General features: G+C 73.9%; 13 protein-coding genes. 4 read left to right on the top strand and 9 right to left on the bottom strand.

Annotated features, from left to right (window positions below):
• Both MLUT_RS17380 and MLUT_RS17375 read right to left on the bottom strand, forming a co-directional pair.
• Positions 1-1,350 carry a 3-oxoacyl-ACP reductase gene (locus MLUT_RS17380; protein WP_012750876.1) on the bottom strand — a complete coding sequence of 450 codons (1,350 nt, stop codon included), beginning with the start codon at positions 1,348-1,350 and terminating at the stop codon, positions 1-3.
• A gap of 32 nt (positions 1,351-1,382) precedes the next feature.
• Positions 1,383-2,726, bottom strand: a complete 1,344-nt coding sequence (locus tag MLUT_RS17375; protein WP_012750875.1) for an acetyl-CoA C-acetyltransferase — start codon at positions 2,724-2,726, stop codon at positions 1,383-1,385.
• A 119-nt stretch (positions 2,727-2,845) separates the two neighbouring features.
• On the opposite strand from MLUT_RS17375, the gene MLUT_RS17370 reads away from it, so the two are divergent.
• Together MLUT_RS17370 and MLUT_RS17365 are read left to right on the top strand one after the other, a co-directional pair.
• Positions 2,846-3,559, top strand: a complete 714-nt coding sequence (locus MLUT_RS17370) for a TetR/AcrR family transcriptional regulator (protein ID WP_010078684.1) — start codon at positions 2,846-2,848, stop codon at positions 3,557-3,559.
• On the top strand, positions 3,556-5,679 hold the full coding sequence (locus MLUT_RS17365; protein WP_010078685.1) for an acyl-CoA dehydrogenase family protein: 2,124 nt from the start codon (positions 3,556-3,558) through the stop codon (positions 5,677-5,679). Before MLUT_RS17370 ends, MLUT_RS17365 begins: the two co-directional genes overlap by 4 nt.
• A gap of 75 nt (positions 5,680-5,754) precedes the next feature.
• On the opposite strand, the gene glgA is transcribed toward MLUT_RS17365, so the two are convergent.
• Positions 5,755-6,951 (bottom strand): glycogen synthase, encoded by a 1,197-nt coding sequence (gene glgA / locus MLUT_RS17360; protein ID WP_010078686.1) that lies wholly within the window; start codon positions 6,949-6,951, stop codon positions 5,755-5,757.
• A gap of 113 nt (positions 6,952-7,064) precedes the next feature.
• Between glgA and glgC the strand changes: the two genes are divergently transcribed.
• Entirely contained in the window at positions 7,065-8,309 is a 1,245-nt protein-coding gene (gene glgC, locus MLUT_RS17355; protein ID WP_010078687.1) for a glucose-1-phosphate adenylyltransferase, read from the top strand.
• 103 nt (positions 8,310-8,412) lie between these two features.
• Positions 8,413-11,061, top strand: a complete 2,649-nt coding sequence (gene pepN, locus MLUT_RS17350; RefSeq protein ID WP_012750874.1) for an aminopeptidase N — start codon at positions 8,413-8,415, stop codon at positions 11,059-11,061.
• Between the two features lie 76 nt (positions 11,062-11,137).
• Here the strand turns inward: pepN and MLUT_RS17345 are convergent, their stop codons facing one another.
• The 6 genes from MLUT_RS17345 to MLUT_RS17320 form a co-directional block, all read right to left on the bottom strand.
• Positions 11,138-12,091, bottom strand: coding sequence for a hypothetical protein (locus tag MLUT_RS17345; protein WP_010078688.1), 954 nt, complete (start codon positions 12,089-12,091; stop codon positions 11,138-11,140).
• Between the two features lie 137 nt (positions 12,092-12,228).
• On the bottom strand, positions 12,229-13,287 hold the full coding sequence (lplAB, locus tag MLUT_RS17340; protein WP_010078689.1) for a lipoate-protein ligase LplAB: 1,059 nt from the start codon (positions 13,285-13,287) through the stop codon (positions 12,229-12,231).
• A gap of 103 nt (positions 13,288-13,390) precedes the next feature.
• Positions 13,391-13,648 (bottom strand): type B 50S ribosomal protein L31, encoded by a 258-nt coding sequence (locus MLUT_RS17335; RefSeq protein ID WP_010078690.1) that lies wholly within the window; start codon positions 13,646-13,648, stop codon positions 13,391-13,393.
• Between the two features lie 109 nt (positions 13,649-13,757).
• A complete protein-coding gene (locus MLUT_RS17330; RefSeq protein ID WP_010078691.1) occupies positions 13,758-14,600 on the bottom strand; it encodes a TrmH family RNA methyltransferase in 843 nt (280 codons plus the stop codon).
• A complete protein-coding gene (locus MLUT_RS17325; protein WP_010078692.1) occupies positions 14,593-15,438 on the bottom strand; it encodes a sulfite exporter TauE/SafE family protein in 846 nt (281 codons plus the stop codon). Before MLUT_RS17325 ends, MLUT_RS17330 begins: the two co-directional genes overlap by 8 nt.
• Positions 15,435-16,259, bottom strand: coding sequence for an ABC transporter ATP-binding protein (locus MLUT_RS17320; RefSeq protein WP_010078693.1), 825 nt, complete (start codon positions 16,257-16,259; stop codon positions 15,435-15,437). Before MLUT_RS17320 ends, MLUT_RS17325 begins: the two co-directional genes overlap by 4 nt.
• Positions 16,260-16,301: the final 42 nt, after the last annotated feature.

Here is a 16,301-nt window from a genome sequence, read left to right as displayed (position 1 = left end):
TCACGCCCCCAGCTTCGACTGGCCGCAGACCCGCAGCGTGGCCCCGTTGGTGCCGCCCGCGGCGTCCGAGGCGAGCCAGGCCACCGTCTCGGCCACGTCCTGCGGCAGGCCGCCCTGCTGGAGCGCGTTGAGCCGCCGGCCCACCTCGCGCGTGGCGAGCGGGATCTTCGCGGTCATCTCGGTCTCGATGAAGCCCGGGGCCACCGCGTTGATCGTGCCCCCGCGGGCCGCGAGGACCGGGGCGGACGCCGCGGTCAGGCCGATGACCCCGGCCTTCGAGGCCGCGTAGTTCGTCTGGCCGCGGTTGCCCGCGATGCCGGAGATGGAGGCCAGGCCCACGATGCGCAGCCCCTGACCCGCCACGTCCTTGGCGTCCTCAGCGAGGAACGCCTCGTTCATGGCCAGCTGGGCCATGGTGTTCACGGCGAGGACGGAGTCCCAGCGCGCGGCGTCCATGTTGGCCAGCATCCGGTCCCGGGTGATCCCGGCGTTGTGCACCACCACGTCCATCCGGCCGTGCCGGGTGCGGCAGTGCTCGAGGATGCGCGCGCCCGCGTCCGGCGCCGTGATGTCCAGGGCGAGCGCGGTGCCGCCCACCTCGTTCACGACCTCGACCAGCGCCTCGCCCGCGGCCGGGACGTCCACGCCGACGACGACGGCCCCGTCGCGGGCGAGCGTCCGCACGATGGCGGCGCCGATGCCGCGGGCGGCGCCCGTGACCACGGCGACCTTGCCGGCCAGCGGGCGCGCCGCGTCGGCGGGGACCGCGCCGTCGGCGGTGGCAACGGGCACGAACTGGCCGGAGACGTACGCCGCGCGACCGGAGAGCAGGAACGCCAGAGCGCCGGCCGCACCGGGGGCGGTGAGCGGCACGCCCTCGGCCAGGACCAGGCCGTTGGCCGTGCCGCCGCGGCGCATCTCGTGCGCGATGGAGCGGGTCAGGCCCGTCACGCCCTGGCGGGCGGCCCGCATGGCCGGGTCCGTCGCGGCCTCGGGGTCCTCGAACACTGTCACCACGCGCGAGGAGGAGCCCAGCGAGCGCAGCGCGCCGCCGATCTCCAGTGCCACCGCGCCGAGATCTGCGGGCGTGGCGACCCCGTCGAAGCACGCGACGATCGCCGCGTGGCGGGCGCCCTCCCGGGGGGCGTCGGCGACCTCGAGGCCCCACGAGGCCAGGAGGGTGCGGGCGTCCTGGGCTGCGGGGGTCGCGCCCAGGACGAGCACGGAGCCGGGCAGCACGGGGTCGCCGGGGGTGTGCCGGCGCAGCTCGACGGGCTGAGGCAGGCCCAGGGCGCCGGTGAGGCGGCGGCCCAGGGGCGAGGCGACGAAGGTGCCGTAACGGTCGGTCATGGTCGGTCCTCTCGGGTCGGGTCGGTCGGGGCTCAGCGGCCGCGGAGCAGGGCGACGATGCCCTGGCCCCCGGCGGCACAGACGGAGATGAGGCCGAGGGAGCCCTCCCCCTTCTCATGCAGCATCTTGGCCAGCAGGGCGACGATGCGGCCGCCGGTGGCGGCGAAGGGGTGGCCGGCCGCCAACGAGGAGCCGTGCACGTTGAGCCGGGCGCGGTCCACCGAGCCCAGCGCACCCGGCAGCCCGAGGCGCTCGCGGCAGTACTCCTCGTCCTCCCAGGCGGCGAGGGTGGACAGGACGGTGCCGGCGAACGCCTCGTGGATCTCCACGAAGTCGAGGTCGTCGAGGGTGAGCCCGTGCCGGGCCAGCAGGCGCGGGACGGCGTAGGCGGGGGCCATGAGCAGGCCCTCGTGTCCGTCGACGAAGTCCACGGCGGCGTTCTCCATGTCCACGAACTCGGCGAGCACGGGCAGCCCGCGCTCGGCGGCCCACTCCTCGGAGGAGAGCAGCACCGTGGAGGCGCCGTCGGTGAGCGGGGTGGAGTTGGCGGCCGTCATGGTCGCCTCGTCCCCCAGCTGGCGACCGAACGCGGGCTTCAGGCCGGCCAGCTTCTCCGGCGTGGAGTCGGGGCGGAGGTTGTTGTCGCGGGCCAGGCCGTGGAACGGGGTCACCAGATCGTCCATGTACCCGGCGGCGTACGCGGCGCCGAGGTTCCGGTGGGAGGCCGCGGCGAGCTCGTCCTGGGCCTGACGGGTGATGCCCCACTTGTGGGTGGTCAGGGCCTGGTGCTCGCCCATGGACATGCCGGTGCGCGGCTCGCCTGCGCCGGCCGGCTCGGGCACGAGCTGCCCGGGGCGCAGCTGGGCGAGGGCGCGCAGGCGGTCCTTCGTGGTCTTGGCGGTGTTGAGCTGCAGCAGCACGCGGCGCGCGCCGTCGGAGAGCGAGACGGGTGCGTCCGAGATCGAGTCCACGCCGCCGCCGATGGCGGAGTCGAGCTGGCCGAGCCGGATCTTGTTGGCCAGGGTGCCCAGGGCCTCCATGCCGGTGGCGCAGGCCACCTGGACGTCGGCGGCCGGGGTCGCGGCGGAGAGCGCGGAGCCCAGGACGGCCTCGCGGGTGAGGTTGAAGTTGCGCGGGTGCTTGAGGACGGCGCCGGCGGTGACCTGACCGAGGCGCTCGCCCTGGAGCCCGAACCGCGCGACGAGGCCGTCGAGCGTGGCCTTGAGCATCTCCTGGTTCCCGACCTCGGCATAGGCGGTGTTGGCGCGGGCGAAGGGGATGCGGTTGCCGCCCAGGATGACGGCGGGGCGCAGCGCTCCACCGGCGACGGCGGGGCGGGAGGCGGTCTCGGACGCGGGGGTCTCGTGGTGGGTCATGGCGGTCCTCTCGACGGCGGGCCCGCCGCCGACGCGGCGGGGGGCGTTTCCACCCCGGACGATACGGACGTCGGCGGGGTGGGTGACTGTGACCCACAGTACCTGATACGCTCGGTTTCGTGAACCCCGTCACGTCCACCGCCCGGGACGGTCGCAGCGTCCGCTGGGACCGGCACCGCGCCGAGCGCCGTCTGGAACTGGTCCGGGCCGCCCGGTCAGCCGTGCACGCCCTGGGCGCACACGCCTCGATGGAGGAGATCGCGTCCCACGCGGGCACCTCCAAGACCGTCTACTACCGCTACTTCGGCGACCGCGAGGGCCTGCGCCTGGCGGTGTCCGAGCGGGTCACCGCCCACATGGAGCGCCGCCTGCTCGAGGTCGCGGACGAACCGGTCTCCGAACCCGAGGCGCTGCGTCGCATGGTCGAGGTGTACCTCACGGTCGCGGCGACGTCGCCCGAGGTGTACGCGTTCGCCGTCGCCCCGTCCCCCGCCACGGCCGAGGCCCCTGTGCTGGGTCCGTTCCTCGAGCGCGTCTACGCCGTGCTCGAGTCGGGCCTGGCGCGCGGGATGGCCGCGCGGGGCCACGCCCCGGCCCCGGCGGACCCGCTCGCCCTGTGGCCGCGCGCCGCCGTCGGCCTCGTCCGGGCCGCCGCCGAGACCTGGCTGCGGACCCCGGCCGCCGGTCGCATCCCGGTCGAGACGATGGCCCGCGCCATCGCCGACTGGCTGCTCACCGGCCTCATCGGCGCCGCGCCCGGCGCCTCCCTCGAACCCGCGGCGGCGGACGCCGACCGCGCCCGCCCCCACTCACGAACAGGAGCATCGTCATGACCGTCCACGAGAAGCTCGCCCCCCAGTCCCCGACGCACAGCACCGAGGTCCCCACCGACGTCGCCGAGATCGCGCCCGAGCGGCCGACGCCCGGCTCCCTCGACGCCGCGGCCCTCGAGGAGGCCCTCCTCGGCCGCTGGGCCGCGGAGCGCCGCGAATCCCGCGAACTCGCCAAGGACCCCGCCCTGTGGCGCGACCCGCTGCTCGGCATGGACGAGCACCGAGCCCGCGTCCTGCGGCAGCTGGGCGTCCTCGTGGAGCGCAACGCGGTCCACCGCGCCTTCCCGCGCGAGTTCGGCGGCGAGGACAACCACGGCGGCAACATCTCCGCCTTCGGCGACCTCGTGCTCGCCGACCCCTCCCTGCAGATCAAGGCCGGTGTGCAGTGGGGCCTGTTCAGCTCGGCGATCCTGCACCTGGGCACCGCCGAGCACCACCGCCGGTGGCTGCCGGGCGCGATGGACCTGAGCGTCCCGGGCGCCTTCGCCATGACCGAGATCGGGCACGGCTCGGACGTCGCCTCGATCGCCACGACCGCCACCTATGACGAGGCGACCCAGGAGTTCGTCATCCACACCCCGTTCAAGGGCGCCTGGAAGGACTACCTCGGCAACGCCGCGCTGCACGGCAGGGCGGCCACGGTCTTCGCGCAGCTGATCACCCAGGGCGTCAACCACGGCGTGCACTGCTTCTACGTCCCCATCCGGGACGAGAAGGGCGCCTTCCTGCCCGGCGTGGGCGGCGAGGACGACGGCCTCAAGGGCGGACTGAACGGCATCGACAACGGCCGCCTGCACTTCACCCAGGTCCGCATCCCGCGCACCAACCTCCTCAACCGCTACGGCGACGTGGCGGAGGACGGGACCTACTCCTCGCCCATCGCCTCCCCCGGGCGTCGCTTCTTCACGATGCTCGGCACCCTCGTCCAGGGCCGCGTCTCCCTGTCCCTCGCCGCCACCACGGCCTCCTTCCTCGGCCTGCACGGTGCGCTGGCCTACGCGGAGCAGCGCCGCCAGTTCAACGCCTCCGACCCGCAGCGGGAGGAGGTGCTGCTGGACTACCAGAACCACCAGCGCCGCCTCATCGACCGCCTGGCCCGCGCCTACGCGGACGCCTTCGCCTCCAACGAGCTCGTCGTGAAGTTCGACGACGTCTTCTCCGGCCGCTCCGACACGGACGTGGACCGGCAGGAGCTCGAGACGCTCGCCGCGGCCGTGAAGCCGCTGACCACGTGGCATGCCCTGGACACCCTGCAGGAGGCCCGCGAGGCGTGCGGCGGCGCCGGGTTCCTCGCCGAGAACCGGGTGACCCAGATGCGCGCCGACCTGGACGTGTACGTCACGTTCGAGGGCGACAACACGGTGCTCCTGCAGCTGGTGGGCAAGCGTCTGCTGACCGACTACTCGAAGGAGTTCGGACGTCTCAATGTGGGCGCCGTCTCCCGCTACGTGGTCCATCAGGCCTCGGACGCCATCCACCGTGCGGGCCTGCACAAGGCCGTCCAGTCTGTGGCCGACGGCGGCTCCGAGCGCCGCTCCGCGAACTGGTTCAAGGACCCCGCCGTGCAGCATGAGCTGCTCACCGAGCGCGTCCGCGCCAAGACCGCCGACGTCGCCGGAACCCTCTCGGGGGCCCGGGGCAAGGGCCAGGCGGCTCAGGCGGAGGCGTTCAACACGCGCCAGCACGAGCTCATCGAGGCCGCCCGCAACCACGGCGAGCTGCTGCAGTGGGAGGCCTTCACCCGCGCCCTGGAGGGCATCACGGATGAGACCACGAAGACTGTCCTGACGTGGCTGCGCGACCTCTTCGCGCTGCGCCTCATCGAGGACGACCTCGGCTGGTTCGTGGCCCACGGCCGCGTCTCGAGCCAGCGCGCCCGGGCCCTGCGCGGCTATGTCAACCGGCTCGCCGAGCGGCTGCGCCCCTTCGCCCTCGAGCTCGTCGAGGCGTTCGGCCTCGAGCCCGAGCACCTGCGCATGGCGGTGGCCACGGACGCCGAGACCCAGCGCCAGGAGGAGGCCCACGCCTGGTTCACGGCCCGCCGGGCCGCCGGCGAGGAGCCGGAGGACGAGAAGGCCGTGCGCGCCCGCGAGAAGGCGGCGCGAGGCCGCCGCGGCTGACCGCGGCCGTCCCCGGACGCACCGGGCCCCCGTCACCTCGCGGTGGCGGGGGCCCGTGTGCGTGGTCGGGCGGACTCAGCGCAGCACGGCCTCGTAGACCTCGATCGTGCGCTCCGCGATGGTCTCCCACGAGAAGTGCTCGATCGCGCGGGTCCGGCCGGCCTCACCCATCGCGCGAGCGCGCTCCGGGTCCTCCACGACGCGGGTGAGCGCGGCCGCGAAGTCGGCGGCGAACCCCTCCTCGTCCACGGGCGCCCCCGTGCCGTCGTCGACCTGCTCGAAGGGGACGAGCAGGCCGGTCTCGCCGTCCTGCACGACCTCCGGGATGCCGCCCACGGCGGAGGCGACGACGGCGGTGCCGCACGCCATCGCCTCGAGGTTGACGATGCCCAGCGGCTCGTAGACCGAGGGGCAGGCGAACACGGTGGCGGCCGTGAGGATCTCCATCACCTCGTGGCGCGGGATCATCCCCTCGATCACGACGACGCCCTGGCGGGTGCGTCGCAGCTCGGCGATCAGCCCGTTGACCTCGTGCGCCAGCTCCGCGGTGTCCGGGGCGCCGACGCACAGCACGAGCTGGACGTCCTCCGGCAGCCGCAGGGCCGCACGGAGCAGGTGGGGCACGCCCTTCTGGCGCGTGATGCGGCCGACGAACGCGACGAAGGGCTTGTCCGGGTCGATTCCGTACTTCTCCAGTGCGGCGGTGCCGGTCTGCGGAGTCCAGACCTGCGTGTCGATGCCGTTGTGGACCGTGTGCACCTTCGCCGGGTCCACGTCCGGGTAGCAGGCCAGGATGTCACGACGCATGCCGTCCGAGACCGCGATGACCGCGTCCGCCCCGAGGTAGGCCGTGCGCTCGGCCCAGCTGGACAGAGCGTAACCGCCGCCGAGCTGCTCCGCCTTCCAAGGGCGCAGCGGCTCGAGGGAGTGCGCGGAGAGGACGTGGGGGGCCTCGTGCAGGAGCTTGCCGAGATGGCCGGCCAGGTTGGCATACCAGGTGTGGGAGTGGATGACGTCGGCGCCCTCGAGGTCGCCGAGGATCGTGAGGTCGGTGGCCAGGGTCTGCACGGCCCCGTTGGCAGCGTCGAACCCGGGCGGGTTCGGGTACGTCAGGACGCGGGCCCCGTGGTAGTCCGGGTCGCGCGGCTCGCCGAAGGCGTGGACGCGGACGTCGGCGCGGGAGGCGAGGACGCGGGTCAGCTCGGCGACGTGGACGCCGGCACCGCCGTAGATGGACGGGGGGAACTCTTTGCTCACGATGTCGATGCGCACGCCCCCAACCTAGTTCAGCCCGGCGGGGGTCGATAGTCTGGCGGCACGGATGCCCCGCACGCCCAGAGCACGCGTGCGGGTCGCGACGACCCGGCTCACGAGGAGTGACGCAGATGGTGCAGAAGAAGGTCCTCTCGGTCGTGCTGGCGGGCGGTGAGGGCAAGCGCCTGATGCCGCTGACGGCCGACCGTGCCAAGCCGGCCGTCCCGTTCGGCGGCACGTACCGCCTCATCGACTTCGCGCTGTCCAACCTGGTCAACAGCCGGTACCGCGAGATCGTCGTGCTGACGCAGTACAAGTCGCACTCGCTGGACCGCCACATCTCCGAGACGTGGCGGATGTCCACGCTGCTGAACAACTACGTGGCCTCCGTGCCGGCGCAGCAGCGCCGGGGCAAGGACTGGTTCACGGGCAGCGCGAACGCCATCTACCAGTCCATGAACCTGATCCACGACGCACGGCCGGACATCGTCGTCGTCATCGGCGCGGACCACGTCTACCACATGGACTTCCAGCAGATGGTGGACCAGCACATTGCCTCGGGCGCCAAGGCGACCGTGGCCGCGGTGCGCCAGCCGCTCGAGCTGGCCTCCTCGTTCGGGGTGATCGAGACGGACCCGCAGGACAGGACGCGGATCTCGGCGTTCGTGGAGAAGCCGGAGACGACCCCCGGCCTGCCGGACGATCCCACGCAGTTCCTGGCCTCCATGGGCAACTACGTGTTCGACACGGACGCCCTCGTGGCGGCGCTGAACCAGGACGAGGAGAACCCCGAGTCGCACAACGACATGGGCGGGGACATCATCCCGCTGTTCGTGGAGCGCGGCGAGGCCGGGGTGTATGACTTCACCGCCAACGAGGTGCCCGGCGGCACGGCCGGCAAGCACTACTGGCGGGACGTCGGCACCCTGGACTCCTACTACGACGCGCACATGGACCTGGTGCAGCCGTGGCCGGAGTTCAACCTGTACAACCGCGAGTGGCCGCTCTACACCCGCCAGTCCGTCTCCCCGCCCGCCAAGCTCGTGCGCTCATCCACCCGCCGCCCCGGCTCGGCGAACGACTCGATCCTCTCCCAGGGCGTGGTCATCTCCGGGGGCACCGTGGCCCAGTCCGTGCTCTCCACGGACGTGCGCGTGCACAACGAGGCGTGGGTGGAGCAGTCGGTGCTGCTGGACTCCGTGGTGATCGGAGAGGGGGCCCACGTGCGCAACGCGATCCTGGACAAGAACGTGGTCGTGCCCCCGGGCGCGCGCATCGGCTTCGACCGGGCGGAGGACGAGGCGAACGGCTACACCGTGACAGAATCCGGCCTGACGGTGCTCTCCAAGGGCCAGCCCGTCCCGAAGCCGCACTGACGCGGCCCCGGGCCGCCGGTCCCGGACCACCGCCGACGCGCGGGCACGCCCCGGTGTGTCCGCGCGTCGCCGTCCCCGCTGGATCCCCGACCGGAGGCTCGCCTTGACCGACACCACCCCCGACCTCGACGCCACCAACGTCACCCGCGCTGAGGCCGCGGACCGCTCCCGCCTGCTCACGGTGCAGGACTACGTCGTGGACGTGGACCTCTCCGACGCCCGGGACGCCGCGACCGACACCTATCCGGTCCGCACCGTGATCCGCTTCGCGTGCGCCGAGCCGGGCGCGCAGACCCACCTGGACTGGATCCACGGCGGTGTGGAGTCGGTGACCCTCAACGGCACGGCGCTGGACGTAACCGAGGTCGTGGGCGAGGCCCGGGTGCTGCTGCCCGAGCTGGCGGCGCAGAACGTGGTCGAGCTGGTCGGCCGGTCCGTGTACTCCCGGTCGGGCGAGGGCCTGCACCGCTTCACGGACCCCGCCGACGGCGAGGTCTACCTCTACACCCAGTACGAGCCCGCCGACGCGCGCCGCGTGTTCCCGGACTTCGAGCAGCCGGACCTCAAGGCCGCCTTCACCTTCTCCCTCACCGGACCCGAGGACTGGGTGCTGGCCTCGAACCGGCCGGAGGTGTCCCGGACGCCGGCCGGGGACGGCGTCGTCCGGGTGGAGTTCGCCCCGACGCTGCCCCAGTCCACCTACATCACGACGCTGCTCGCCGGCCCCTATGCGCAGTGGGAGGACGCCTGGGAGGGTCACCCGGCCAGCGGTGCGCAGGCCGTGCCGCTGCGGCTGTTCACCCGGCGCACGATGGCCGACGCGTTCGACTCCGAGGCCGTGTTCGACGTGACGAAGCGGGGGCTGACGTTCTTCCACGACCTCTTCGGGGTCGCGTATCCGTGGGGCAAGTACGACCAGGCGTTCGTGCCCGAGTACAACCTCGGCGCCATGGAGAACCCGGGCCTCGTGACCTTCACCGAGGACTTCGTGTTCACCTCGCGGGCCACCGCGGTCCAGTACGAGGGCCGGGCCAACGTGATCCTGCACGAGATGGCGCACATGTGGTTCGGCGACCTCGTGACGATGCACTGGTGGGACGACCTGTGGCTCAAGGAGTCGTTCGCGGACTACATGGGCGCCCTCGGCGTGGACGAGGCCACCGACTTCCGGACCGCGTGGGTGACCTTCGCGTCCCGCCGCAAGGCCTGGGCGTACGTGCAGGACCAGATGCCGACGACGCACCCCATCGTCGCGGACATCGTCGACCTCGAGGCCGCCCGTCAGAACTTCGACGGCATCACCTACGCCAAGGGCGCCTCCGTGCTCAAGCAGCTGGCCGCCTACGTGGGCCGTGACGCGTTCCTCGACGCCGCGCACCGCTACTTCGCCGCCCACGCGTGGGGCAACGCCTCCCTCGCCGACTTCATGGCCGCGCTCGAGGCCGCCTCGGGGCGGGACATGCGCGCATGGGCGGACGCGTGGCTGCACACCTCCGGCGTGCCCCGGCTGCGGGTCGACGTCGACGGCGACACCCCCGCTCTGCGCCAGGAGGGCACGGACCCGGTCACGGGCGGGCCGATCCTCCGCCCGCACGTGCTGAAGGTCGGCGTCTTCACGCCCGGACAGGACGGCATGCTCCGCCGCACCGCCCAGGTCACCGCCGACGTGCCGGGCGGGGCGGAGGGCGCGGCCGTGCCCCTGCCGGACCTCGAGGTCCCCGGGGGCGTCCGCCTTGTGCTGCCCAACGACGAGGACCTCACCTACGCCGCCCTCGCGCTCGACGCGGACTCGCTGCGCGCGGCACTGACGCACCCCATCGCGGACCCGCTCGCCGAGGCCACCGTGTGGGCCGCCCTGTGGTCGATGACCCGCGACGGCGAGCTGCCGGTCGCCCGGTTCCTCGACGCGGTGGCGACGCTGTCCGCGCGGATCGCGACCGTGGGCGTGCACGCGCAGGTGCTGGCGCAGGCCGCCGCGGCCGTGGGCCAGTACGCCCGCGCCGAGGACCGGGACGCGCTGCGGGCCCGGCTGGGCGAGGTCCTGGCCGAGCAGACCCGGACGCTCGAGGCCGGCTCCGACCGCCAGCGCACCGCGGCCCGCACGTGGGCGATGCTGGCGCGGGCCGACGTCGGGATGGCCGCGGCCCTCGAGGCCGCCCTGCTCGGCGAGGACGCGGCGACGTCGGCGCCGGGCCTGGCGGTCGACGCGGAGCTGCGCTGGCTCGTGCTCCAGTCCCTCGCCGCGACCGGCCTGGCCGATCAGGACCGCCTGGACGCGGAGCTCGAGGCCGGCCGCACCGCCCAGACGGTCACGTGGCACCGCCTCGCCGCGGCCGCCCGCCCCGAGGCCGAGGTCAAGGCCGCGGCGTGGGAGGCGGTCATGTCCGGCCGCACGGCCACCGGCACGGAGCTGTCCAACGACCTGCTCTCGGCCACGGCGGCCGGCTTCGCGGCGGGCGACGTCGAGCTCCTCGCCCCCTACGAGTCCGGCTTCTGGCCGCGCCTGACCTCGGTGTGGGCCTCGCGGTCCAACGGGCTGGCCTCGCGCGCGATCGGCGGGCTGTTCCCGGGCCGCCAGGACGCGGTGGCCGGCGGCGCCGACGCGCAGGCGTCGCACCCGACGCTGGCCGCGGCCCAGCGCTGGCTGGACGAGCACCCCGACGCCCCGGGGGCCCTGCGGCGCCTGGTCGTGGAGCACACGGACGCCCTGCGGCGGTCCCTGCGCGTGCAGGCGGTGCAGCCGGCGGGCTGAGCCGCCGGCCCGGTCCATCGTGGTCACGACACGCCGCGTCCCTGCGGGAGAGACGGCGTGTCGTGACCATTCCAGCTCAAGGCGCGGCGACGCGGAGCACGCGTTCCCGGCCCACCCGGCGCAGGCCCACGGCGTCGGCGGCGCGCTGGGCGTCCCGGTCGCGCATCCCCACCCGCTCGACGACGACGGGCCGCGTCTCCAGCACGGCCGTCAGTTCGGCGTGGCGCGCCACGTGCGCGGCCCCGCCGTCCGGGTCGAGGGACAGCGCCTGCCGGTCGGCCGCGTGGAGCCAGGCCGCCGACACGTCCTCCACCGGGCCGCGCAGGTGCGCGCCGAGGGAGGCGTCGTCGAGCAGGTCGGAGACGTCGGCGTCCGCGAGGCGGGCCACGAGTGCGGGTGGCCCGGCGACCACCGCGGTCGTGTGGAGCAGGACCACGTGCAGCAGCTCCGGGTCGGCGTCCGCGGCGGGCGCGAGCACGACGCCCGGGTCCTCCCACGCCGTCGGCGCGACGCCGAGTCCCGCGGCCAGCCCGGTCCGCAGCGCGGCGGTCGCGTCGGCGCCCAGCACGTCGGCCGGCGCGACCGTGCCGAGGGCCAGCGGGTGGACGCCGAGCAGCCGGTTCAGGGCGCGGGCCTCGCGGTGCGCCCGGTCCACGAGGGCGGCCAGCTCGGGCGAGGTCTCCCCCACCAGCGGCAGCTCGCGCAACGTTGCGGCCCCCACCGGCACCCCGGCCTCGGCCGCGACCGCTGCCAGCGCGTCCCAGTGTCGCGTCTCCTCCTGGGCAGGCGTGCGGCCGCCGCCCGGCTCGTCCGGCCCGGTCACCGTGGTGGCGGCCTCGTCGAGGTCGCGGACCGTGACGAGGTCCCACGTGCCGTCCGCGCTCCAGCCGCGGTCCGTGAGCAGAGGCACGCGGCGGCCGGAGGCGAGCTCCAGCTCGAGGGCGCAGTGGACGTCCACGGTCGACCGTGGGCGCCGCGGGGCGTCGGAGCGGGCGATCAGGCGGACGGGGGCGTCGTCGTCGGGGGTCATGGTCCGATCCTGACAGAGCCGCCCCGCCACACCTCGACGCGTCGGGGGCGGTTTCGGGCGGTATTCACGTCGAATACCACCGCAAACCGCCCCCGGACGGAAGCGTGCCGGACGGTGCCGGGACGCCGTCAGGCGGCTCAGGGCACCCGCGCGGTCCACTCCGGGGTCGTGAACTTGGTGCGGGCCAGCTGCTCGGCCTCCTCACGGGTGGCCTCGTCCAGCTCGACGCGGCGTGCGCCGTAGCGCTCCTCGAAGGTGGTCATCATGGTCTCCCAGATCTCGGCGCGGGAGACGCCGGTCTGGCGGCGGAGCGGGTCCACGCGCTTCTTCGCCGAGGCCACGCCCTTGCCGCGCAGCTTCTCCCGGCCGATGCGCAGCACCTCGAGCATCTTGTCCGCGTCGATGTCATAGCTCATCGTCACGTGGTGCAGCAGCCCGGCCGCGCCCACCCGCTTCTGCGCGGCGCCGCCGATCTTCCCCTGGTCCGTGGCGATGTCGTTGAGCGGCTGGTAGAACGCGTGCACACCGAGTCGGGAGAGCGCGTCCATGGTCCACTCGTCCAGGAACGGGTAGGTCTCCGCCGTCTCCAGCCCGTCGACCAGCGACGACGGCACGTGCAGCGAGTACGTGACGCAGTTGTCCGCCTCCATGAACATCGCGCCGCCGCCGGAGATCCGCCGCACCACGTTGATGCCGTGCCGCCGCGCCCCCTCGGGGTCCACCTCGTTGGCGAGCGACTGGAAGGCGCCGATCACCACGGCCGGCTCGTTCCACTGCCACAGGCGCATGGTCGGCTTGCGACGTCCCTCGGCCACCTGTCGGGTGAGCACCTCGTCCAGGGCCACGGTGAGCGCGATCGGCATCGGCTCCGGCGCGATGACCTCCCACTCGTGGTCCTCCCACGTGGTCGCCTTGCCGAGGGCGCGGCGCACGGCCGAGGCCACCGCGAAGGCGTCCACGCCGAACAGCTCGGCCTCGGGTCGCAGGCCCTGCTCGACGGCCTCCCGGATGACGCGGTGCTCGGCGTCCGCGGACAGCCCGGCCACGGCCGCGTTGAGGTCCTCGAGCGCCTCGTCCGGCTCGAGGAAGAAGTCGCCGTTGATGCTCGCGGTCGCGATCCGGCCGTCCGCGAGGCTCAGGTCCGCCGCGACCAGCTTGCCGCCGATCACCTTGTATTCGCCGTGGAGAGTCGTCATGCCCGCCAGCCTACGGGCGACGCGACGGGCCCCGCACCGCCCGGATCGCTCCGGGGGCGCGGGGCCCGTCGTCGTGCTGTGCGTGCGGCTCAGGCCGCCGCGGTCACTTCTTGCCGCCGAAGCCCTTGAAGCGGGCGTTGAAGCGCTCGACGCGGCCGGCGGTGTCCATGATGCGCTGCTTGCCCGTGTAGAACGGGTGCGAGGCGGCCGAGATCTCGACGTCGATCACCGGGTAGGTGTTGCCATCGGTCCACTCCGCGGTCTTGTCGGAGTTCGCGGTGGTGCGGGTGAGGATCTTCTCACCGGAGGCGAGGTCGTTGAAGATGACGTAGTGGTAATCCGGGTGGATCTCAGACTTCATGGTGCATCCTTCGTTTCAGCCGCCTGATTGGGACCAGGGGCGCGAGAGGTGTGGTCAGGGGGCCTGCCGGACGGCGGGCCAGCCGCCCACTCTACCGCACCCGGGCCGGTCAGCGCGCGCGCAGCTCCCACAGCGCGACCGCCGCGGCCGCGGCCACGTTCAGCGAGTCGACGCCGTCGGGCATGGGGATGACGACGTCGGCGTCGGTCTGGGCGAGGGTCTCGGGACGGACCCCCGGCCCCTCCTGGCCGAGGACGAGGGCCAGGCGCTCGGCGGTGCGCAGCGGCTCGATCTCCGGCGAGTCCAGGCCCACGGCGCGCTCCGTCACCTCGAGGGCGGCCACCGCGAACCCGGCCGCCCGCAGCGCGGGCAGCGACTCGGCGACCGGACCGGGCAGGCGCGCCCACGGCAGGCGGAACACCGTGCCCATCGAGACGCGGATGGCGCGCCGGTACAGCGGGTCGGCGGCCTGCGGCGTGAGCAGCAGCGCGTCCCAGCCGAGGGCGACGGCGGAGCGCACCACGGCGCCCAGGTTCGTGTGGTCCACGACGTCCTCGGCGATGAGCACGCGCCGGGCGCCCGCGAGGACGTCGGCGAGCGGCCGGGGTGCGGGGCGGTCCATCGCGGCCAGGGCGCCGCGGTGCAGGTGGAACCCGGTGAGGGCCTCGAGCACGTCGTCGGGTCCGGTGAAGACCGGGACGTCAGGATGGGCGGCGAGCACGTCCGCGAAGGACCCGCGGTAGCGGTCCCCCAGCAGGAAGGAGCGCGGGGTGTGCCCGGCGTCCAGCGCGCGGCGGACCACCTGGGAGGACTCGGCGAGGAAGACGCCGTGCTCCGCGTCGACGCGACGGCGCAGGGCCGCGTCCGTCATGGTCGTGTAGGGGGCCAGGCGGGGGTCGGCGAGGTCCTCGATCCGCTCCAGGCGCACCTCGCGGGTCCCGCCCTCACCCACCCGAGACCTGCCGCATCACCATGACCACCAGCCCGGCCAGGCCCACGATCACGATGGTGACGCGCAGCGCCGTCGGCGAGATGCGCCGGCCGATCCGCGCGCCCACGAGCCCGCCCACGAGCGAGGAGAGCGCGATCAACAGCACGGCCCGCCAGTCGATGCGGTCGAAGGCGAAGACCAGGTAGAACGCGGCGGCGGTGAGGTTGACCACCAGCGACAGCCACGTCTTCACCGCGTTGGCGTGCACGAGGGTGCCGCCCACCAGCAGCACGCCGAAGATCGCCATGAGCATGACGCCCTGGGCGGCCACGAAGTAGCCGCCGTAGATGCCGGTCAGGAACACGAGCGTCCACAGCGTCGGGGTCACGGGGCCCACCGGCACGGGAGAGTCCGCGCCGGGGGTCGGCCCCTGGTCCTCCGCCCGATGCCGGACCCACCGCTGGATGCGCGGCTGCAGCACGACGACCGTCAGGGCCACCACGAGCAGCACCGGCGCGACGTAGCCGAACACGGCCGGGGGCAGCGAGGTGAGCAGGGCGGCGCCGATGACCCCGCCGAGCAGCGACGCGACGGTCAGCTTCGGCAGGAGCACCCGGGACTGGGCCAGCTCGCGGCGGTACCCGTACGTGCCGGAGAAGCCCGAGGCCACCAGGCCCATCGCGTTGGAGACCTGCGCCGTCACGGGCGGGAAGCCGACCGCCACGAGCGTCGGAAAGGTGACGAGTGTGCCCGAGCCGATCACAGAGTTGATCGTGCCGGCCCAGAACCCCGCGAGCAGCACGAGCAGGACCTGCCACAGGTCCATGCCCAGCAGCTGCGCGGTCAGCAGCCCCGTCACCGGGCGACGGCGGTGTACCGACCGCCGGTGCGGGTCACCTTCAGGTCCGTGCCGAACGCCGCGGAGAGGTGCTCCTCGGTGAGCGTCGACTCGATGGGCCCGGCCGCCACGACGCCGCCGGCCCGCAGCAGCAGCGCATGCGTGAAGCCCGGGGGCACCTCCTCGAGGTGGTGCGTGACGAGGACCAGTGCGGGCGCGTCCTCGTCCGTGGCGAGCGCCGTCAGCTGGCGCACGAGGTCCTCCCGCCCGGCGAGGTCCAGGCCCGCGGCGGGCTCGTCCAGCAGGAGCAGCTCGGGGTCGGTCATCAGGGCGCGGGCGATGAGCACGCGCTTGCGCTCGCCGTCGGAGAGGGTGCCGAACGCGCGGTGCGCGAGGCGGGAGAGCCCCCAGGTCGCCACGAGGCCGAGCGCGCGGGCGCGATCCTCCGTCTCGTACCGCTCGCGCCACGTGCCGGTGATCCCGTAGGCGGCGGTGACGACGGCGTCCTGCACGGTCTCGTTCGCGGGCACCTGGGCGGCGAGCTGGGCGGAGGAGAGGCCGATGCGCGGGCGCAGCTCGAACACGTCGACGGCGCCGAGCACCTCGTCCAGCACGCCGACGTCGCCGGCGGTCGGGTGCAGGCGGGCCGCGGCCAGCTGGAGCAGCGTCGACTTGCCCGCGCCGTTCGGGCCCATCACGATCCACCGCTGCCCCGCGCGGACCGTCCAGTCCAGGGGGCCGAGGATGTCGGTGGTGCCGCGGCGCACGCGCACGTGGCGCATCTGCAGCACGGCGTCCTCATCTGGGAGGAACCAGTCGTCGGGAGGCGCGGGGGTGGTCATGGGGGCCAGCCTAGTCCGGCCGGCCGGCGCGTCGCCGATGCG

The sequence above is a fragment of the Micrococcus luteus NCTC 2665 genome (assembly GCF_000023205.1).
Lineage (GTDB): Bacteria > Actinomycetota > Actinomycetes > Actinomycetales > Micrococcaceae > Micrococcus > Micrococcus luteus.
Note: the sequence above shows the minus strand (reverse complement) of the source record. Positions and strands in the feature narration are given on the sequence as shown.